Source organism: Chryseobacterium sp. FR054 (assembly GCF_056844565.1).
The window spans coordinates 694376-714037 of record NZ_JBXDSA010000002.1; the positions used below are offsets into that span (position 1 = coordinate 694376).

The window sequence follows — 19662 nt, forward strand, 5'->3', positions numbered from 1 at the left end:
GCGCAAAATAATAAAGAAAGCAGGACCTGTAACAGATCCTGCTTTTTTAATGATGAGACTGGATTTGAAGCCTGAAGAGTAAATTTTCCAGCTTCTTTCTTCCAGCTTCCGGTCTTTATCCTTTCACTCCTTTGATCCATTCCTGAAATCTGCCTACCTGTTCCATAAAGAAGGATTCATGTTCTTCTTTTTCTTCAGGACGGTTCACCAGGATATGTTCAAAATAGGTTCCTTTTAATATTTTTCTTAAAATACCTTCTCCTAAGAAAGGTTTGTAATCATTCAGGGCCTGGGTTGCTTTCAGCAGATGGCGGATATCGTACTGAAGCGGATTAATATCAGGAACCTGTTTGTTGAGGTTCAAAAGGCTGTATACCGCTATTCTTGCCGTTCTTACAGAACTTTCCATAGTGAAGACCACATCATTATTGGTTTCCACGAACTGTCCTACAAGACCTAAATTGCTACATCCTTCAGGTACCACTCTCGGACGGTCTCCCTGTGCTCTCGGCATAAACATAGACGTAATATAGGGCATGAAAGACGTGCGTACAATTGTGTTTTCAATCACGTTATCCAGCTGATCTGCCATACCAAGATGGTAGCATAGCTCGGCAAGGATCTCATTTCCTGTACACTGCGGCATCGTTTTCTTTACATAATTCCCCTGTTGATCCATCAGAAGGGCATATACCCACACCACCAGGATATCATCAGGCTGAGTAGGGAAATGGGGCTGCCTGTTGCAGGTAAAGCTCATTACCCAGTTGGAGTCTGTAATCGTAATAATCCCTCCCGTTGCCGTTTTCCCGGAATAAGGATCATTCACACATAATTCCTTTAATTTTTCAGTGAAGGCAGAAGGGCGGCAGGTAAGCGTGGCAGATTCCCAGGCCGATTTTTCAATGTTGCTGCAGAACTTTTCAGGCTTTCCGAAGACCTCTGATTTGGCAGCCAGGTTTTTCCATAACTTCCATCCTGCACTTTGTCCGGTACTGCTGTTGTCGAGAGTAATTTCCGGAGCGGTATTATTATCGCCATAGAATGTACTTTCCGTCATGGAACCTGTTGTTACAATCACATAATCTTCTTTTCCTACTGGAATTTTCACTTCTTTTCCATCCTGTTCCGTGATAATGCCTTCCACGGTCTTTCCTTCCGTATTGATATGAATATCCAGATCTTTTACCAGGGTGTTGAACTGAATCTGTACCCCTTTTTCTATCAGGAAGTTCTTTAAAGGTGTAACGTACGTGTCGTATTGATTGTATTTAGGGAACACAAGACATGAGAAATCCTTCATTCCGTCGATGGCGTGCAGGAATCTGTGCATATACAGTTTCAGTTCCAGTAAGCTGTGCCAGTTTTCGAAGGCAAACATGGAACGCCAGAAAAACCAGAAATTACTGTTAAGAAAAGATTCTGCGAAATAATCTTCAATCGTAAGATCATCCAGCTCTTCCTTCTTTTTAAGTAAAAGTTTAACGATAGCCAGCTGGTCTTTCTTTTCAAGCCCGAATTTACTGAAATCCTTGATCTGTCCCTGGTTGTGGATAAGTCTGGCTTTGGAATAATTCGGGTCGTTATCATTGATCAGGCGGTATTCGTCTAAAACACTGTATGGAGCAGGAAGTTCCAGAGCGGGAATGTCCTGGAACATATCCCACAGGTTTTCATAGGTCATATCCATTTCTCTACCTCCCCGGATGATGTAGCCGTCTTTTGCATTTCCGGCTCCGTCCAGTGAACCGCCTTCCACGTCCAGCTGATCGAGGAAAATAATATTTTTTCCGGGAACACGACCGTCACGGATGAAATAGTAAGCTGCCGACATTCCTGCAATTCCGCTTCCTATAATATAAATTTTACTGTTTTCATAAGATTGTAAAGGAATTCCTTTATTACGCTGGTAATTTCCGATCTGATCTGAAAAAGGCATGGTCTTCTCAGGCGTGTTGATCTGAACCTCCCGGCTGGAATCCGGTTCATGATTTACTTTTCCAAACTGCTCGGAAGTACTTAAAACTTTGTCGAATTTTGAATTGATCGTACTCATTTTTATATTGTTTTTAATGAACAGTATAAAGGTACCGCTATTCAGAATTCAGGGTATATCCCTAATGTCAGATTTATTATCCCCAAATTCTCAGGATCTGATATTTTCCCTGATTCTGTATTCAGAGGGGGATATGGAAGTATATTTTTTGAAAAAACGGCCAAAAGCAGATGCTGAATTAAACTTGAGCTGAAAGGCAATTTCAGAAATATTGACAGCCGGATTACCAAGCATCACATAGGCTTCCTTCAGCAGCGTTTCGTCAATTACTTCGTGCGGCGTTTTTCCACTGGCTTTTTTGATGATCTCAATCAGGTATTTCCGGGAAATAAACAGCTGATCGGCATAAAACTGTACACTTCTCTGCTGTCTTATATTTTCTCTGATCAGCCGGCTGAACCTGAGATAAACATCCTTATTGCATTCCTCTTTTTCGGGAATATCATGTTCTTTATCTATGATCTCTGCCGTTTCCAGCAGCAGGTTAAAAATTATGGTACGAACAATTTCTTCTGTAAATTTTCCCTGTTTTCTTGATTTCTTTTTCAGATAGTCCAGCAGGTTCTGAATCTGAAGGGAATTTTTCTCTGTTGTTTTTACCAGACTGTATGAACCTTCGGAAAAGAGGTTCATTTTCTCAATAATAAAAGGATTGGATATATTTTTGATCAGGAAATTCTTATCAAAGAACAGCAGTTTCATTTTAAAATTGCTGCTGGTTTTCAGAAATCTCACAATGGTGGAAGGAGCGGCAACCAGTAAACTGGTGGCATTGACGTGATATTTCCGGTTGTCAATTTCGAGATCCGCATTGCCTCCGGTACAGATGCACAAAGCATAATAATCGATACGGAAAGAAGTTTCGGGAAAACCGGATACGGGATTGCCGGATGAAATATAATAGGATTCACGGCAGTCTATATGATAAAAAGAAAGGGTATCCTGTAAATTTTCGTAGCTGATCATGTGTGGTGTGATTTTGTCGGATTTTAAATGTTTATATAAAAGTTTAGAATTAAAATCTAACAATTACTGCAATTTACGAAAATTATAAATTTATATAAATCAATTATGATGAATTATCAGGGGATAAAATATTTTCCGGCCTCCGGATCTTAATTTTTTCAATCCTGAGGGTAAGTTAATAGTATATTTTTATCTCTTTGATTGATAAAAAAACCTTACGATACCAGTATTTTTGAGGGATTTTGGCTAATTTTGCCTTTTTAAATTTTTCCCCTGCACCATCATGAAATTAATAAGTGTATATACGAGTTCTTTCAAAGGGCTTTCGGAAGAGAGCTGGATGCTGGCACTGGTGATGCTTATTAACCGTGCGGGTTCTATGGTGCTTCCGTTTTTAGGAGTCTATATGACGGCCCATCTTCATTTCAGTATTGAAAATTCAGGTATCGTGCTGAGCTTTTTCGGAATAGGATCTGTGCTGGGGTCCTGGCTGGGAGGTATGATAACGGATAAGATCGGCGAATACAGGGTACAGAGTCTCAGTCTGCTGCTCAGTGTGCCTTTATTCTGCGTGATCCCGCTTTTTAAGACAGAAGCAGGACTTGCTGCCATTATTCTGGCTCAGAGTATCGTGAGCGAAATGTTCCGTCCTGCCAATTCCGTAGCGATAACGAAGTATGCCAGACCGGAAAATATTACCCGTGCTTTTTCACTGAACAGGATGGCGGTAAATCTTGGATTTTCCATCGGCCCTGCTCTGGGAGGAATTTTATCCGCGATTTCTTATGAATTCCTGTTCTTCAGTAATGCACTGGCAGCGTTATTGGCCGGAATACTGTATATTACGTTTTTCAAAAAACGGAATAAACTGGCCGTAAAAGAAACTGAAAAAGCAAAAGAAACGATTGCCGTTAAAAAAGAAAATTCGCCGTACCGCGACCGTAAATTTCTCATTTACTGTTTTTTCTGTATGCTCTTTTCTATGTGTTTTTTCCAGTTATTCAGTACACTGACCATATTTTATAAAGATACCGCCCATCTGAGCCAGCAGAATATCGGATATATTCTGGGATACAGCGGCTTTCTGATCGTCTTGCTTGAAATGGGATTTGTGCAGATCGCAGAAAAATATTTCAGCCTGGCCTTTACCATGCTTCTCGGTACTTTTCTGTGCGGAATTTCTTATGCAATGCTGGCATTCGATTATACCATAATTACACTCATCGTTTCTATGACACTTCTCTGTATCGGTGAAATATGGACGCTTCCTTTTATGTCTACCATAACAGCCATGCGTTCGGGAGAAAATAATAAAGGAGCTTATATGGGGCTCAACGGAATCTCATTCTCTTTAGCCTTTATCTTTACCCCTTATATAGGAACGCTGATTGCAGATAAGCTGGGATTCACTATACTCTGGATAGGAACCGGAGTGCTTTCTCTGGGTATTGCCATAGCATTTTATTTTATTGTTCCGTGGATGCTGAAAGTGAAAAAAGAAATTAAATTATAAAAGTTTTGTAATTATTAAAACAAGGCTCAAAAGTTTTATTTTAAATCCTTTTTGATTTTTAAATCCTTAAGCAGGCTTATTTATTGGAGATTACATTTCTTATGATCATTTCCGCATGAATTCTTGAATTCTCTATAAACCAGAGATGGGTATCTTTACCACCGCATACTACGCCGGCAAGATAAAGGTTTTTGATATTGGTTTCCATCGTTTCGGGATGATAAAGAGGATTCAGGCAGTCGCCCTGCAGTTCGATTCCTGTGTTTCGCAGAAAATCAAAATCCGGAAGATAGCCGGTCATGGCGAGTACAAAGTCATTTTCAATCTCATGAATCTCCCCCTGTTTATCCCTAAAACATACCGTGTTTTCAGTAATTTCTGTGATCTCTGAATTAAAATAAGCTTTAATGCTTCCTTCGGCAATACGGTTCTCAATATCAGGCTTTACCCAGTATTTTACACTGCCGGAAATTTCCGAATGACGGATGATCATCGTAACATCAGCGCCCTTACGGTAGGTTTCCAGTGCAGCATCTACTGCGGAATTGCTGGAACCCACAACGGTTACTTTCTGACGGGCGTAAGGATAAGGCTCCGTATAATAATGCTTTACTTTAGGAAGATGTTCACCGGGAATATTCATCATATTCGGAATGTCATAGAATCCGGTGGCAATAACAACGTTTTTTGCCCGGTAGGAAGCTTTTGACGTAATTATTTCAAATAAGCCGTCAATTTTGGAAACTTTCAATACCTTTTCATACAGATGAATGTTGATGTTTCTCTGTCTGGCAATGCCCTGATAGTACTCAAGCGCTTCCTGCCTGCCCGGCTTGGGAGCTGTGGAAATAAAAGGAATTCCGTCTATTTCCAGTTTTTCTGCCGTTGAAAAGAAACGCATATATAAAGGATAGTGGTAGAGTGAGTTGACGATGGTGCCTTTTTCTATAACAAGACAGGTAAGATCATTTTTTTGGGCTTCAAGCGCACAGTTCAGTCCGATAGGACCGCCTCCGATAATAAGGATGTCTAAGATTTCCATAAAACAAAGGTACGGGTTTAATGGAAAACGGAGGGATAAGGGGCATAGATAATAATAGAGGGAGATATAGATAATAGACGAATAGATGATAGATGATAGATGATAGATAATAGATGGAGAGATGGTAGACGGAGAGAGGGTGGATAGGGGGATATTTTGTGATATAGGGTCAGATTGATATTTATTCTGGCACTGGTTTTGGTGTTTTTTATGATTAAAATCAATACATTATGAAGAAACTGATTATTCCAATATTGATTACCGGTCTGGCTGTTGCCTGTAAAAAAACGCCTGAAAAGCCGGTCCCAAACGTTATCGATTCTATGGCGGTGGCACAGGAGAAAAATAAGGAAGCTGCCCAACATAAAACAGATACTTTAGCTTTAAAGAAAGCTAACGATGAAGTGTTGCTGGCTTTGAAAAATAAAGACTACAAAGCTTTTGCCTCCTATATCCATCCGGAAAAAGGCATCCGTTTTTCAATGTATGCAATGGTAGAGCCGAAAGGAGATAAACTGTTTTCCAAAGCCGACTTTGAGAAGTTTTTGCCTACAAAAACCCTGTTTACCTGGGGCGCAATGGATGGTTCCGGAGATCCGTATAAAGCAACAATCAATGATTATCTTTCCAAATGGGTTTTCTCTAAAGATTATACAGTCTCTCAGTACTCTGTGAACAGGTTTCAGGCTGGCGGAAATTCACTGAATAATCTGAAAGAAATCTATACCGGTAACGATTTTACCGAAAACTATATCAAAGGAACGGAGAAAAACGGAGAAATGGACTGGAAAACGATCCGTCTGGTATGGGAAGAATTCCAGGGAAAATATTATCTGGTAGGGGTTGTGAATGACCAGTGGACTATTTAATTTAGAAGAGGAAGCTGGAAGAACGAAGTTATGGAGGTCATTAATCATAAATTCACGTCTTTTTAAAGCTTGTGAACATTGATGCTGAAAATTTTCCGTGAAAGATTGTGTACTGATTACAGGTTTTTCTAAAGCAAAGGCACATTTATAGGCAATGTTGATTTTAGGAGGTAAAGATAAGAATCAACGGAGCCGATTCAATGAAGCTTACGTATAACCATATAGCTTCATCAGCGACAAAGTCGCATCACCTGTCCACTTAAAATAAAGCGGAATTATTCATCAACTTTGCATTATTTTGTAGCGGCTTTCAATGTCTATAACTAAAGCCATCCCAGCTTGCGGCATTTATCTCTGTTTCAATTATAATATTTCAGCCAGTTTTCCGGTAAGGTTTCTTCTGGAGAACTGTTCAATATTCCGGGTATTGTCGGAAAGATTGCCCTGTTTCCACAGTTCAAACTTTTCAAGGATGAAATTTTTTACCCTTTCAGAATCATGATAGCTGAAATGTTTTCCTGCACCGGTTTCATTCAGAATCCTGGAAACGTCTGCGTCTTCAGGGCCGAAAGATATGATCTGTTTTCCGGAAGCAAGGTATTCAAATATTTTTCCCGGGATAATTCCTTTCGAAGACTCATTCGGAAAATTCGTAATCAGCAGTAAAGAGGATTTTTCCATTTCCGCTACCGCTTTGTCGTGAGACAGATAACCGAGATTCAGGATATGATTTTTCAGTTCGCCGGATTCAAGGTTCTGAAGGATCCTGTCATCTACTCTTCCCGCAAACTTCAGTGTAAAGTTTCGGGCAAATTCCGGATTTTCCTTAACCAGTGTGGTCAGTGATTTCCAGAGGTTTTCGGGATTCCGGAGCTGTTCAAGAACACCGATGTAACTTAAGGTGAAATTCTCACTGCCCGTTTCACTGATTTTTTTTGTACTGTCTGTTTCATCAAATCCGTTCGTGATGCATACAGCATTAGCACCTGCTTTTCTGAAGTTTTCAGCATCTGTATAGCTGGTGGCAAGAGTGATATCTGCGGTCTTAAAAACAGTACTTTCAAGAAGTCTGTGTTTTCTGTCGGAACTTTTGGTGAGTTTCAGATGTTTATAATAGGAAATCTCTGTCCACGGATCACGGAAATCAGCGATCCACTTGATACCGGGAAGTTTCTTTTTCAGCCCTAAACCGATCAGGTGCAGGGAATGTGGTGGTCCGGAAGTGACTACAACATCTATTTTATTTTCTTTTAAATACTGTTCCAGAAATTTAATGGAAGGTTTCACCCAGAATACCCTGGCATCCGGAATAAAAAAGTTACCTCTTACCCAGATGGAAAGCCTGGATTTCCAAGTTTGGTTTTTACCGACATCGAATTGCCCGGCTTTGAATTTTTTGTTGCTTTTGTTAAGTTTTTCAGCCAGCTGGTAAGGTTCCCATATCTTGGTTTTTACCATCTCAATGTTTTGGGGAACATCTTTCAGAAGGCTTTCGTCTACCAGAGGATAGCTTGGATTTTCCGGAGTGTAAATCACCGGATTCCAGCCGAAATCCGGAAGATATTTGGCAAACTTCAGCCACCTCTGAACACCAGGACCTCCCGCGGGAGGCCAGTAATAGGTGATGATCAGTATTTTCTTTGGTTCCATTAATTTTGAACAGTAAACCTTAAACTTTGAATATTAAACCGTTTTTACAGCCTGTTCTTCCTGTTTTTTATTTTTATTCATCCAGAAAATTCCGAATGCACTCAGCGCGATAAACAGTCCGAAACACAGTAATGAAAGCCATTTTCCTTTTTCGATTACTTCAGGCTCAAAAACCATTCTGATCTGGTGTTTTCCTGCCGGAACGTGTACTGCACGTAAAAGATAATCGGCTTTGATATAAGGAACTTCTTTTTCGTCTACAAAAACTTTCCAGCCATGAGGGTAATAGATTTCGGAGAAAACCGCCAGCTGAGGTGTTTTTGATTCAGCTTTAAATTCAAGTTCATTCGGCTGATATTTCGTAAGATTGATAAATGCAGTGGAATCTGCCTGAATCTGTTTTCCGTTGAAGTACTCCTTGTCGGAAGCAGCAATAACAGCCGTTTTTTTGCTGTCGATCACTCCAATGGATTTGATCTCTTCATCAGGGGTATTCACAAATTTAAGGTCACTTACAAACCATGCATTTCCGTTGGCTTTTGCGTTCGGCATAGCCTGAGGTTCTTCAGGTCCGCCTACCACCCAGTATTTGGCATTAAGAAGGTTAAGGATATTCGGAACTTTTACCGAATCCATTACCTGAAAGTATTCATTGATCACATCGTCATATCTTCTCAGTTTTACCGCGTGGTAACCTCCGATGGAAGATTTGAAATAAGAGGTATTGGTCTCACTGAATGTTCCTAAAATATTGTTGAAAATTCTGTAATGGGTTTTATCTTTTTCAGCAATGGTCTCAAGGGTTTTGTTCACATTCACACTGCTCAGGATGGATCCTAAATTCGGATTCTGCTGAACCTTTTCAGCCAGCAGGTCTGAGCTTTCTGTCTGGAACGGATTTTCAGCAAAAACCTTGTCTACATAGTTCTCGTCGTTCAGATAACGTTTGTTTACCGTCCACAGATCAAATAAACTTACCACTCCGATAATGATGAGTGCAATATTCTGATTAAGCTTCTGCTTCATGGTCATAAACAGGACAGCTGCTGTAATTCCTACATACACCAGTGCTTTTAAGGCATCTGCTCTGAATAACTTATATCTTTCACCGGAAAGATAATCCAGAAGGAAAGGAGGAAAGTAGGTTCTTTCACTTTCCGTAGTGAATCCAAGCAGGGATTTTCCGAAGATTAAAAGGATAAGAATCAGACCTAAAGTGCTGCCACTTACGTAAAGAAGGATTTTCTTTTTGTATTCTTCCGTTAATTTCTCATCCGTAAAGAATCTGTAAAGTCCGATTATGGCAATCAGAGGGAATAATAATTCTACCACCACCAGTATAGAAGACGGTGCTCTGAACTTGCTGTAAAAAGGGACATGATCTATAAAGAAATCGGATAAAGGCAGGAAATTACTTCCCCAGGCCAGTAAAATCGTAAGGATAGAAGCTTTTAAGATCCAGTATCTGTATTTTTTCGAAGCAAAGAAGAATCCTAAAAGAGCGAGGAAGCATACCACTGCACCCTGATAGGCCGGCCCTGAAGTTCCCGGCTGGTCTCCCCAGTAGGTTACCCCGTTGAACCCTTTGGAAATTCTGTCCATTTCAGCCTGTGACCCTACATTCTCCTGGATAAGCTCCTGAACTCTGTTCATGATTTCTTTTCCTTCAGGCTCCTGGCTTCCTCCTCCCATTAATCTCGGGATAAAAAGATTAAGGGTTTCCAGCTTCCCATAACTCCACATCAGAATGCTGGTTTTGTCCATTCCTGATTTTCCTGAAGTATGGCTGTCGTTGGTCAAAATCTGTTTTCCACGAACTGTTTCCTTAATATATTCAGAATTGGCCATGATCCTTTGTGAGTTCATTCCCACACCAATGATGCAGGAGGCTGCAACAATTCCGGACGAAATAAGGAAATGCTTTAACGGGGTTTTCTTCAGGATCACTCTGGTCAGTTCGGACAGGAATAAAAATCCTAAAGCAATGAACAGATAATAGGTCATCTGAGGGTGATTGGCCGCGATCTGAAGCCCCATAAACAGGGTAGTGGCAATGAATCCCCAGATATACTGTTTCCTGATGTAAACCAGTAAAATTCCGGCCAGAAGCGGCGCGAAATACTCAATGGTGTTCACTTTACCGTTATGTCCGGCTGCTATAATAATGTAAAAATAGGTGGAAAGTCCGAAGAAAGTGGCTCCGAGGAGCGCATATTTCCAGTTTCTGACGGCCACCATTCCAAGAAAGAAGAATCCGGCGAAAAGCAGGAACAGATAATTAACCGGCCTGGGAAGGAAGTTCAGGTACCTGTCGATCTGTTTGATGATGTCGCCTTTGAACTGGCTTCCCATCTGATAGGTTGGCATTCCGCCAAACATGGAATCACTCCAGTAGGTTTCTTTTCCGGTATCAGCTCTGTAATCCAGAAGTTCTTTTGCTCCCCCTCTGTACTGCACAATATCATGCTGGAAGAGCTGTTTTCCTGAAAAAACAGGAGTGGAATATAAAAATGCTAAAACTATAAATACAACTAATGAAATTGCAATATAAATTAAGTTTTTATTTTTAGCCATGCTGGTTATTATCTTTTATTTCTTGGAATTTTTACCTTTTGTCATTATTTTCTTTTACCTCTTCATAATCCACTGTTTCTGCGTCCCAACTGACGCTCTGTCCGGATTTTTTATTCAGGTTGATGATCTCCTGCTGTGAGCTGTTATTTTCATTGTTGCTGAACCTGTAACTGTAAAAGGTTTTAAAGAAAATCCTTTTCAGAATATTCCATACAAAGAAGAGAACAATTGCAATAAGTACCAGCTCAAGAATCTTTAGCATAATAAATGATATTTAAGGTTTTACATTTAAAGTTTCAAGTTGTTTGATGAAGGTACTTTTACAGCATCTTCAATTTCTCAGACTCCCAATGCCTCAAACTTATTTACTCCGTTATTTAATTATTTGGAAGTAGGATTTACCATTACAGAAGAGTTGGAAACATTACTCATCGACTGAGACTGTTTACCATCTGAAATGGTCTCGACCTGAGAGGTTTTCACACTGATATTCTGATTGTTGATCCATCCTGAGCTTTGGTCGAACTTGATCGTCCCGTTTTGGGTAAGCTCGCTGCTCAGGCTGTGGGTGATCGGTCCCTGTGTTTTCTTTTCTGTTTTTTTAGGAATTCCTCCGGTTACTGAAATTTCAGCTGTTCCGTTTCCTACACTTTTCAGAATATAGTTCGAAGTTACTTTGATATTTCCGCCTGCATCTTCAGAAGTCGTCCATTTTTCACCAATCTTAACTCCTTTTTTCGGAATAATGGTGAGGTTTTTGGTAAACTGGTCTTTTAATACCTTTTCATTGAATGTTTCTTTAAGGCTGGCTACCACACTTGCTTTCTGGTTGGCATCTTTTAGAAGTGTTCCCGCGGCATCGGATACTTTTTTATAAACGGCATCAAAACCTGTAATGGAAAGTACATTCCCTTTGTCATCCATCTTCATATTCAGTTTGTTTCCGGTAAGGGCTTTATTGATATTCCAGATCATTTTAAGATCATCTTCTTTCGGGATCGGAAGCTTGGTATCTACTACAATAGTTTTTCCCTGAGCAGTCTGTGAGCTTCTTTTGGATACCAGGTTAAGGGTCATATCATATACATTCCCTTTTACATCATTCACAATGAAGTTCATTTCGTCGGTAGATTCGCTGGTAGCTGTGATTGATTTTCCCTGGGGATCGGTCATCGTTTTTACATCTCTCTGGTACGTGGTAAGAGGATATGTTTTTCCTTTTTCCAGCTTGAAGGTCTGTGTGAAAACTCCTGCGGAATCTTTAATGGCTGGATTTTCAGTTACTTTGGCCACAGAGTCAGCCGGAACTTCTATGGTTACTGTTTTTCCGGTTTTAGGATCTACCTTAGTGATGGTTGCTGTTTCTTTTTTACATGAAACAAGAGCTATTGATGATATTAATGCCAGTGCTGCTACGTTTTTCATTTGAATTTTTTTAAATTTTACTACGCTTTTATTTTTTCGGGGAAGAAACATGCTAAATCTGTACCGTTGTCATTTTCTGTCTTACAGCTTCGTATAAGATCGCTCCGCAGGCAACAGAAACATTCAGAGACTGTGTTTTCCCTTCAATAGGAAGTTTTATTTTTTCATCCGAGTGATGCAGGACTTCTTTGGAAATCCCGGTTTCTTCATTTCCCATAACAAGGGCACACGGCTCGGTGAAATTTACATCATAGATCAGTTTTTGTGCTTTTTCAGTCGCTGCAAATACTGAAATCCCGCTCTGCTGAAGAAAGTCTACGGCATGAGCCAGATTGGCTTCCTTACAGATTTTGATATTATAAATGGCTCCCGCCGAAGTTTTAATCGCATCGGAGTTGATAGGGGCTGCCCCTTTTTCAGGAATGATCACTGCATCTACGCCTACACATTCTGCCGTTCTGCAGATCGCTCCGAAGTTTCTTACATCGGTAAGTCTGTCCAGAATCAGTAAAAAAGGAGTTTTCCCTTCTTCAAATAACTGTGGAACAACATCTTCTATCTTATGAAAAGGAACATCTGAAATAAAAGCTACCACCCCCTGGTGGTTTTTTCTGGTAAATCGGTTCAGCTTTTCTACCGGAACATAATTGGGACGGATTTTATTTTTGGCCAAAACTGCTTTCAGCTCAGCATAAATAGGACCCTGAAGTGCATTCTGCACAAAGATCTTGTCAATCGTTTTTCCCGCTTCAATTGCTTCAATTACGGGACGCAGCCCGAAAATAAAATCGTCTTTCATTAAAGTTTATTAATTAATTATATAGTGAGTTGTTAATGGTGAATTTTACTTGGTAAGTCAGTAGGGCTTTAATGTAGAATTGACATTTGACCATTGACCTGCGAAGCATAATTCACTATCTTCCTTTCTCGCCCAAAATAGCCCTCTTCTGTGCCATTACATATCCGTAATGAAGGCTTTCATGCATATTGTTGAAGATGATTGCATCCTGTATGCTTTTCAGATCCATCCCGAAACTGGTGGTATAGGGAGTATAATCAGAAAAAAAATCACTGTCATAGTCTTTCATCAGTATCTTTGATGTTTCTGTAAGCAGGAATTCCAGATCTTCTACTTCCGATTTCTGAACATTTAAATTGGGAAGAGTTCCTTTTTTGTACGTTTCAATCCAGTATTTATCTATTCTGAAAGGATTTCCGCTCAGGTAATAATGCAGGAGCTGCTGCGTAGCAACCGTATGGGCAATATTCCAGTAAATATTATTGTTGAAACCGTCGGGAATCAGCAGAAGATCATCATGAGACGTGTTCTGAAGGATCTCCAAAAGGTTCTTTCTTACTTGTCTGTGGGCTTGAAAATGATAATTCATTTTGCAAAAATTTTTAATCTCCAAAAATAGTTTAATAAACTGGAAATGACAATTTTTTGGTGTAATGATTGAATTAAAAGTTCTTAAATCCTGAAAAAATATGTTAATTACTGTTCGTTTTTTGAAGGCAAGACCGAAAAGGTATGGGTAGCTCTACGAAAAAAAACTCCCTTCGGGAACAGTCGGAAGGAGCTTCTGTTTTTTTAGGTTAGGTAATCTTTGAATGCTGCTTTATTCCGGTAGGGGCTGGCAGCATGAAAAATTATTTTCTGATGATTTTATGTTTGAAACGGGTTCCGTCTTTCAGAACGATATTCAGCAGGTAAACACCTTTAGGGTAAGATGATAGGTCAACAGAGTTTTGTCCGCGGCTTTCAGATAATTTTTTACCATCCATACTGAAGAGGGTTAATGAAGCTGCGTCTGTTTTTGATCTTACGGTAACAAAGTCTGAAGTTGGATTCGGGTATATGCTTACATCTGTTGTTTTAATATCTTTCACGTCCAGTGCTCCGCTGTTTTTATTCTGGATATATACCGATAAAAAGATATCTCCCTGCTGTTGGTTGAAAACAGCAGTCGGAACCGTATGTTTAAGAGTATGGCTGCCGGCAGTCATAGTAGGGATGGTAAAACTTCTGATGGGTACGGAATTTCCGGGGCACCAGTTATTCCATGAGGTCCACTGTGCTGTTGTTTGGGGAGAGGCTCCATAAATACCGTTCCCCTGGGTATTGTATACCCTGAATGGTTCACAGGAAATTCCTCCGGGAGTATAGGTGAGCATCTGCACATCGTCCACATAGGTGTAGTTTTGTCTTCTTACATATTCTTCACCACCATTGTTTGCTCCATGAGGAGTGGATATAACGAAAAATCGGGCATCGGTAACGGGGTTGGGAAGATTGAACGTGACAATTCTTACGGTTTCGCCGGGAACATCGGTGTTGTTGTAATTGTTAAGCGAATTGCTGCTTAGTAAAGGTACCAGATTATTGTATCCTGCCGGAGCGGGTGCGCCGGTGTCTGTTGAAAAGAAAGTAAGGGTTCCGGAAAAAACATCAGTTCTTCCGGAACATCCTGCAACCTGGGTCTGGGCAGCATAGGGAACGCCAAAAACATCCAGTTCCATATAAAGATCATAAGTGCTCCGCAGGGTGCTGTCATGAAATACATCATACAGGTTGCTCAGGTTATAGGTATAAGGAACTTCTGCAGGGGAGAGGTTCTTATTCATAAACGGTGTAATGTATCTGGCTACTTCAATTCTTTTTACATTGGTGTCACTTTCAGTATAAGTAGGCTGGTTTTTAGGAACCATAGCTAAATAAACACTTCCTATCCTGTCGTAATTATCACATAAGGCTCCAATGGTTACCCGCATGGCAATCTTTTTTTTAAAAGAATCGAGTTCTGCATCGGTAAGTTTCCTGGTGTATCTGGCATTCGACAGTCTGATCAGTCCCGGAGGAACCGGCTCGGACACCAGGGGGGCATAACCGTCATAATAAACTGCCTGGGAGATAACATTAGTCCTTGTTGTCTGTGATTGTACAAGACCCGTAAAAAAAACGCTTAAAAAAAATAGCTTTTTGTACATATCGTTGGTGTTTGATACAAATATATTAAATTATGTGTTTGTATGTGCTTTTTATTATTTAATTTTTAAAATTAAAACTGTTTATTTGTGAAATGTGTAAAATAAACCTGCGTAAAAGTGCATTTTTTTTACTGAAAAAGCAAAAATGTTTAATTTGATAAATATTAAGTTGAGTAATTGTTTAAATTGTTAATTTATTTGCTTTAATTGTTGTTTTTATTTATAAAATTTGAAATATTATGATTAAATTAGCATCAAATCCAATGTCAATTTAATTAATTATGAAAAGAATTTTACTTTTATCATTGTTGCTGATCGTTTCTGTATTGAACGCTCAGATCAATATGAATATTGGAAGTACAAATGTTGGCACGGCACCGGTAAGCAGTTTTTTTTCCTATTCCTATGTTCAGCAGGTTTATCTTAAACAGGAACTTAATGCCACTGCTGCCGGAAATATTACAGGGCTTACATTTTATCTGGATCCGTCGGCAACCATTACCGATTCCTCCGATTGGACGGTATATCTGGGACATACCTCAAAAATGACTTTTGCTTCAGGCGCAGACTGGATCCCTTCTTCACAGCTTACTCAGGTATTTGCCGGAACGGTAACCAATAATAACGGAACGGTAAATATTGTTTTTACGACACCGTTTCCTTATAATAATACAGATAATTTAGTAATCGCTGCAAAAGAAAACTCTCCCAATATTGATATCAATAATTTTGATGAAGTTTTCCGTGTTTATCCCTATCTTCCGGCTTCAGTCCTTTATTACAAAGGAGATCTTGCAGTGATTGATCCTGCATCTCCGCCCGGCGGCATAATGGCAGATTATAAATCGGCAGTTACTGTTTTAGGACTTAGCCCGAAGACTACACCGCCATGCCCTGTTGTAACCTTTCCGGTGAATAACTCTCAGTCTGTTCCGTTATCTCCCAATATCAAATGGCTTCCGGTTTCAGGAGCTGATTCCTATAAGGTTTCTTTAGGAACAACTCCCGGAGGTGCCAATGTCATTAATCAGCAGGTGGTAACGTCTGCAAATTATTCTCCGTCTGTTGCATTACAGCAGAATGTTGATTATTATTTAAGAGTTACAGCTGTTTCAGCAGGTGCTGAATCTTCCGGCTGTTCGGATATCGCTTTTAAAATTCCGGCGGTACCGGTAAATGATGCGTGTTCCGGGGCTTTGCTGGCCTCTGTTTTTCCTTATACCTACACCCAGACCGATGCGGTGTCAGCCACTAATAACGGTGGGTTCATACAGGTGTGCTCCGATGCTATGAATGACGGTGTCTGGTTCAAACTTATAGGAGACGGCAATAAATATACAATTAGAATAACAATGCCTCAGGGCAGTACGTTTGATCCGCAGATGGGTTTTTACAGAGGAAGCTGTGCCGGCCTGACCTGTGTGGGGACGGTTGATAATGGCGGAGCGGGCGGTACGGAAGTGGTTACCCTTACAACAACTGCCGGAGTTGAATATTATATCAACATAGGCTCCTATGAAGAAACAGAAGATGTGTCTGAGGATGTATTTACCATAACCATGGTGAAAATTTAAAAACAGACCATGTTGCATATGATGGGTAGTGACTGATCATGGCATCTGAATCTGGATTTTTTATTTATGAATAATAAAAATGACCGGCTTTTTTCAGTCCGGTTATTTTATTTTCAGCTGATTCGTATGCCTGCTTAAATGATGCCTGTTCTCGCAAAGCTGCTTATCTAAATATGATCCGGGTTAATGATCCGGGGTGAAGGGCTTGGGAGGTAAGAAAGAGTCTGGAAGTACTTTCAGGTACAGATACTGAAAATCACCGTAAGATTATATTATCTTAAAAAAATGAACGCTTGTTATGGGTGGGTCTCATAACTTCTCTCCTTCAGCTTCCTGTTTCAGGTTGGTATCAATAAGAAACTCTTATCCCGGATCGGGGTTAAAAAATGTAACGGCTGTAAGAGGTTTTTAGTTGGTCTGCGTGAATTTCATTAGACAAAATTCAATGGTTCGGTGGAGGTTCTTCGGAATATTTAACAAACTTTAACTCAAAAATGGCATTCATTGTGTTGATTACTGCGTGTATTTATCAGAAATTTACCAATTATTTTAAATCAAGCTATGTCAGATACATATCAAGCTGAAGACATCCGCCAGCTGACGGAAAAAGTAAAAGAAAAAAACTACTTATTTTCTCTTCTGAGACAGGAAATCAACAAAGTTATCATTGGACAGGAATATATGGTGGACCGCCTTTTGGTGGGTCTTTTGGGGAACGGGCATGTTCTTTTGGAAGGGGTGCCGGGACTGGCAAAGACCCTGGCGATCAAAACCCTGGCCGAAGCTGTTCATGGTGAGTTTTCAAGGATACAGTTTACCCCCGACCTGCTACCGGCAGATGTAGTGGGAACGATGATCTATAATATTAAAGACAACGATTTTTCCATCAAGAAAGGTCCTGTTTTTGCCAATTTTGTACTGGCGGATGAGATCAACCGTGCTCCGGCAAAAGTACAATCGGCACTCCTGGAAGTAATGCAGGAAAAGCAGGTAACCATTGGTGATGAAACCATGAAACTGCCCAAGCCGTTTCTGGTACTGGCTACCCAGAACCCTATTGATCAGGAAGGAACGTATCTGCTGCCGGAAGCACAGAGCGATCGTTTTATGCTGAAATGTAAAATCGATTATCCTGATTTCGAGCATGAGCGAACCGTTATGAGGATGGTTTCTACCTCTCATCAGCCGGTGATAAAACCGGTAATTGGCCTTCAGGATATTGTAGATGCCAAAGAACTGATCAACCAGATCTATCTGGATGAGAAAATTGAAAAGTATATCCTGGATATGGTCTTTGCAACACGTTATCCTGAAAAATACGGACTTTCTGAACTTAAAAATTATATCGGTTTCGGAGCTTCCCCAAGAGCATCGATCAACCTGGCTATCGCATCCAGGGCTTATGCATTCTTAAAAGGAAGAGCCTTTGTCATTCCTGAAGATGTGAAAGCACTCGCACAGGATGTCCTGAGACACAGGATTGGTCTTACCTTTGAGGCTGAAGCGGAAGAAATTTCTTCTGAAGAAATCGTTAGCAGAATACTGGCAAAAATTCAGGCACCTTAATGAGCGAAGTGACTGTAAGAAAAGCAACCCGGGAAGACTGTGCTCCTATGCTGGAGCTGATCAGAGAACTTGCCGAATATGAAAAAGCACTTCATGAAGTGACTTTAACGCTGGATGAATTTATTAATGACGGTTTTGGAGAATCTCCTGTATGGGGAGCTTTTGTAGCGGAAACAGCCGGTGAAATCGTTGGGATTTCTCTTTATTATGACCGTTTTTCAACCTGGAAAGGAAGAAGGCTGTATCTTGAAGACCTCGTAGTAACAGAGAAAATGAGAGGAAAACAGATCGGGAAAATGCTGTTTGATGCCACGCTGGAATACGGCAAATCCGGCCCGTACAGCGGAATGGTTTTTCAGGTACTGAACTGGAATGAGCCGGCCATCAATTTTTATAAAAAATACAGCCCGAAATTTGATGATGAATGGTTTAATGTTTCAATTGAATTCAAAAATTAGGATATACACCTTAAAATAAAGGATTTACAACGTACCGTTTAGTAATGATGGAAATAAAAGATATTGTAAAAAAAGTAAAGCAGATTGAGATCCGTACCAGAAAAAAGACGGAGGCTTCACTTATGGGGCAGTATCACAGTGCTTTCAAAGGCCAGGGAATGACATTTTCAGAGGTGCGGCCATACCAGTTCGGAGATGAGATCCGCAGGATAGACTGGAACAAGACCGCGCGTTTCCGGGAACCTTTTGTAAAGGTAATGGAAGAGGAGAGAGAACTTACCATGATGATTCTGGTAGATATTTCCGCTTCTATGGATTACGGAACCAAAGTACAGCTGAAAAGGGAATATGTAGCGGAAATTGCAGCAAGTCTCGGGTTTTCTGCTGCCGGAAATAATGATAAAGTAGGATTGATTCTCTTTGCAGACAAAGTGTACAGGGTAATCCCGCCGCAGAAAGGGAGAAAGCATATTCTCTCCATTATCAGTAATATCCTGACGGCTGATTACGTTCCGGCGGTATCCCAAATCGATAAAGCACTGGAATATATGATGGGAATTTTCAAGAGAAAATCCCTGGTTTTTCTGTTTTCAGATTTTGAGGATGAATATGATTCCAAAATGCTGAGGGTGGCATCCAAAAAACACCAGATGCTGGGAATGAGAATTTATGACGAAAAAGATAATGAGATCCCCGATGTTGGCTATGCACTTCTGTACGATGCCGAAACAGGCCGGCAGGTCTGGGCCAATACTTCCAGTGCAAGATGGAGGTATACCTTTGCTGAAGCTCAGAAACAGAAGGTAAAGGCGTTGGAAGAAGATTTTGCCAACAGCTCGGCCAGCTTCATGAACATAGGTACCGGGTCGGATTATTCCAGATTACTGTACAATTATTTTCAGAAGAAGTAAGCAATATTGCGGGAAAGATCTTATCTTTTAAAAGAATATAAAATAAAGGCTCCGGCCGAAATGATTACGA

General features: G+C 40.3%; 16 protein-coding genes. 6 read left to right on the forward strand and 10 right to left on the reverse strand.

Going from position 1 to position 19662, the window contains the following annotated elements; translation table 11 throughout:
• Positions 1-115 precede the first annotated feature (115 nt).
• Entirely contained in the window at positions 116-2056 is a 1941-nt protein-coding gene (locus tag AC106S_RS10510; RefSeq protein ID WP_482439023.1) for an oleate hydratase, read from the reverse strand.
• Between the two features lie 90 nt (positions 2057-2146).
• Positions 2147-3022 carry a helix-turn-helix domain-containing protein gene (locus AC106S_RS10515; RefSeq protein WP_482439024.1) on the reverse strand — a complete coding sequence of 292 codons (876 nt, stop codon included), beginning with the start codon at positions 3020-3022 and terminating at the stop codon, positions 2147-2149.
• A gap of 283 nt (positions 3023-3305) precedes the next feature.
• On the opposite strand from AC106S_RS10515, the gene AC106S_RS10520 reads away from it, so the two are divergent.
• Entirely contained in the window at positions 3306-4535 is a 1230-nt protein-coding gene (locus tag AC106S_RS10520) for an MFS transporter (protein ID WP_482439025.1), read from the forward strand.
• Positions 4536-4611: 76 nt separating this feature from the next.
• On the opposite strand, the gene AC106S_RS10525 is transcribed toward AC106S_RS10520, so the two are convergent.
• On the reverse strand, positions 4612-5577 hold the full coding sequence (locus tag AC106S_RS10525; RefSeq protein WP_482439026.1) for a YpdA family putative bacillithiol disulfide reductase: 966 nt from the start codon (positions 5575-5577) through the stop codon (positions 4612-4614).
• 230 nt (positions 5578-5807) lie between these two features.
• Here AC106S_RS10525 and AC106S_RS10530 point away from each other — a divergent pair, with 230 nt between their 5' ends.
• Positions 5808-6446, forward strand: a complete 639-nt coding sequence (locus AC106S_RS10530) for a hypothetical protein (RefSeq protein ID WP_482439027.1) — start codon at positions 5808-5810, stop codon at positions 6444-6446.
• A gap of 363 nt (positions 6447-6809) precedes the next feature.
• Here the strand turns inward: AC106S_RS10530 and AC106S_RS10535 are convergent, their stop codons facing one another.
• The 7 genes from AC106S_RS10535 to AC106S_RS10565 form a co-directional block, all read right to left on the reverse strand.
• Positions 6810-8096 carry a glycosyltransferase family protein gene (locus AC106S_RS10535; RefSeq protein WP_482439028.1) on the reverse strand — a complete coding sequence of 429 codons (1287 nt, stop codon included), beginning with the start codon at positions 8094-8096 and terminating at the stop codon, positions 6810-6812.
• 33 nt (positions 8097-8129) lie between these two features.
• The gene (locus AC106S_RS10540) at positions 8130-10670 is read right to left on the reverse strand and encodes a YfhO family protein (protein WP_482439029.1); all 2541 of its coding nucleotides are present in this window, start codon (positions 10668-10670) and stop codon (positions 8130-8132) included.
• A gap of 31 nt (positions 10671-10701) precedes the next feature.
• A complete protein-coding gene (locus AC106S_RS10545; protein ID WP_482439030.1) occupies positions 10702-10932 on the reverse strand; it encodes a hypothetical protein in 231 nt (76 codons plus the stop codon).
• Positions 10933-11051: 119 nt separating this feature from the next.
• On the reverse strand, positions 11052-12095 hold the full coding sequence (locus tag AC106S_RS10550; protein ID WP_482439031.1) for a DUF6263 family protein: 1044 nt from the start codon (positions 12093-12095) through the stop codon (positions 11052-11054).
• A 52-nt stretch (positions 12096-12147) separates the two neighbouring features.
• Complete coding sequence (gene rlmB / locus AC106S_RS10555; RefSeq protein ID WP_482439032.1) at positions 12148-12894, reverse strand: 23S rRNA (guanosine(2251)-2'-O)-methyltransferase RlmB; 747 nt, start codon at positions 12892-12894, stop codon at positions 12148-12150.
• A 115-nt stretch (positions 12895-13009) separates the two neighbouring features.
• Positions 13010-13483, reverse strand: coding sequence for a DinB family protein (locus tag AC106S_RS10560; RefSeq protein ID WP_153399211.1), 474 nt, complete (start codon positions 13481-13483; stop codon positions 13010-13012).
• A 262-nt stretch (positions 13484-13745) separates the two neighbouring features.
• The gene (locus AC106S_RS10565; protein WP_482439033.1) at positions 13746-15083 is read right to left on the reverse strand and encodes a peptide-N-glycosidase F-related protein; all 1338 of its coding nucleotides are present in this window, start codon (positions 15081-15083) and stop codon (positions 13746-13748) included.
• Positions 15084-15364: 281 nt separating this feature from the next.
• Here AC106S_RS10565 and AC106S_RS10570 point away from each other — a divergent pair, with 281 nt between their 5' ends.
• The 4 genes from AC106S_RS10570 to AC106S_RS10585 all read left to right on the forward strand — a co-directional run bounded on the left by AC106S_RS10570 (position 15365) and on the right by AC106S_RS10585 (position 19592).
• Entirely contained in the window at positions 15365-16657 is a 1293-nt protein-coding gene (locus AC106S_RS10570; protein WP_482439034.1) for a hypothetical protein, read from the forward strand.
• Positions 16658-17218: 561 nt separating this feature from the next.
• The gene (locus AC106S_RS10575; protein ID WP_482439035.1) at positions 17219-18223 is read left to right on the forward strand and encodes an AAA family ATPase; all 1005 of its coding nucleotides are present in this window, start codon (positions 17219-17221) and stop codon (positions 18221-18223) included.
• Complete coding sequence (locus AC106S_RS10580; protein WP_482439036.1) at positions 18223-18681, forward strand: GNAT family N-acetyltransferase; 459 nt, start codon at positions 18223-18225, stop codon at positions 18679-18681. Before AC106S_RS10575 ends, AC106S_RS10580 begins: the two co-directional genes overlap by 1 nt.
• 47 nt (positions 18682-18728) lie before the next feature.
• Positions 18729-19592 carry a DUF58 domain-containing protein gene (locus AC106S_RS10585; RefSeq protein ID WP_482439575.1) on the forward strand — a complete coding sequence of 288 codons (864 nt, stop codon included), beginning with the start codon at positions 18729-18731 and terminating at the stop codon, positions 19590-19592.
• The last annotated feature ends 70 nt before the right edge of the window (positions 19593-19662 follow it).

Coding starts and splice junctions, on each gene's coding strand:
- AC106S_RS10510 (WP_482439023.1), bottom strand. CDS start 2,056: ATGAGTACGATCAATTCAAAATTCGACAAAGTTTTAAGTACTTCCGAG.
- AC106S_RS10515 (WP_482439024.1), bottom strand. CDS start 3,022: ATGATCAGCTACGAAAATTTACAGGATACCCTTTCTTTTTATCATATA.
- AC106S_RS10520 (WP_482439025.1), top strand. CDS start 3,306: ATGAAATTAATAAGTGTATATACGAGTTCTTTCAAAGGGCTTTCGGAA.
- AC106S_RS10525 (WP_482439026.1), bottom strand. CDS start 5,577: ATGGAAATCTTAGACATCCTTATTATCGGAGGCGGTCCTATCGGACTG.
- AC106S_RS10530 (WP_482439027.1), top strand. CDS start 5,808: ATGAAGAAACTGATTATTCCAATATTGATTACCGGTCTGGCTGTTGCC.
- AC106S_RS10535 (WP_482439028.1), bottom strand. CDS start 8,096: ATGGAACCAAAGAAAATACTGATCATCACCTATTACTGGCCTCCCGCG.
- AC106S_RS10540 (WP_482439029.1), bottom strand. CDS start 10,670: ATGGCTAAAAATAAAAACTTAATTTATATTGCAATTTCATTAGTTGTA.
- AC106S_RS10545 (WP_482439030.1), bottom strand. CDS start 10,932: ATGCTAAAGATTCTTGAGCTGGTACTTATTGCAATTGTTCTCTTCTTT.
- AC106S_RS10550 (WP_482439031.1), bottom strand. CDS start 12,095: ATGAAAAACGTAGCAGCACTGGCATTAATATCATCAATAGCTCTTGTT.
- rlmB (WP_482439032.1), bottom strand. CDS start 12,894: ATGAAAGACGATTTTATTTTCGGGCTGCGTCCCGTAATTGAAGCAATT.
- AC106S_RS10560 (WP_153399211.1), bottom strand. CDS start 13,483: ATGAATTATCATTTTCAAGCCCACAGACAAGTAAGAAAGAACCTTTTG.
- AC106S_RS10565 (WP_482439033.1), bottom strand. CDS start 15,083: ATGTACAAAAAGCTATTTTTTTTAAGCGTTTTTTTTACGGGTCTTGTA.
- AC106S_RS10570 (WP_482439034.1), top strand. CDS start 15,365: ATGAAAAGAATTTTACTTTTATCATTGTTGCTGATCGTTTCTGTATTG.
- AC106S_RS10575 (WP_482439035.1), top strand. CDS start 17,219: ATGTCAGATACATATCAAGCTGAAGACATCCGCCAGCTGACGGAAAAA.
- AC106S_RS10580 (WP_482439036.1), top strand. CDS start 18,223: ATGAGCGAAGTGACTGTAAGAAAAGCAACCCGGGAAGACTGTGCTCCT.
- AC106S_RS10585 (WP_482439575.1), top strand. CDS start 18,729: ATGGAAATAAAAGATATTGTAAAAAAAGTAAAGCAGATTGAGATCCGT.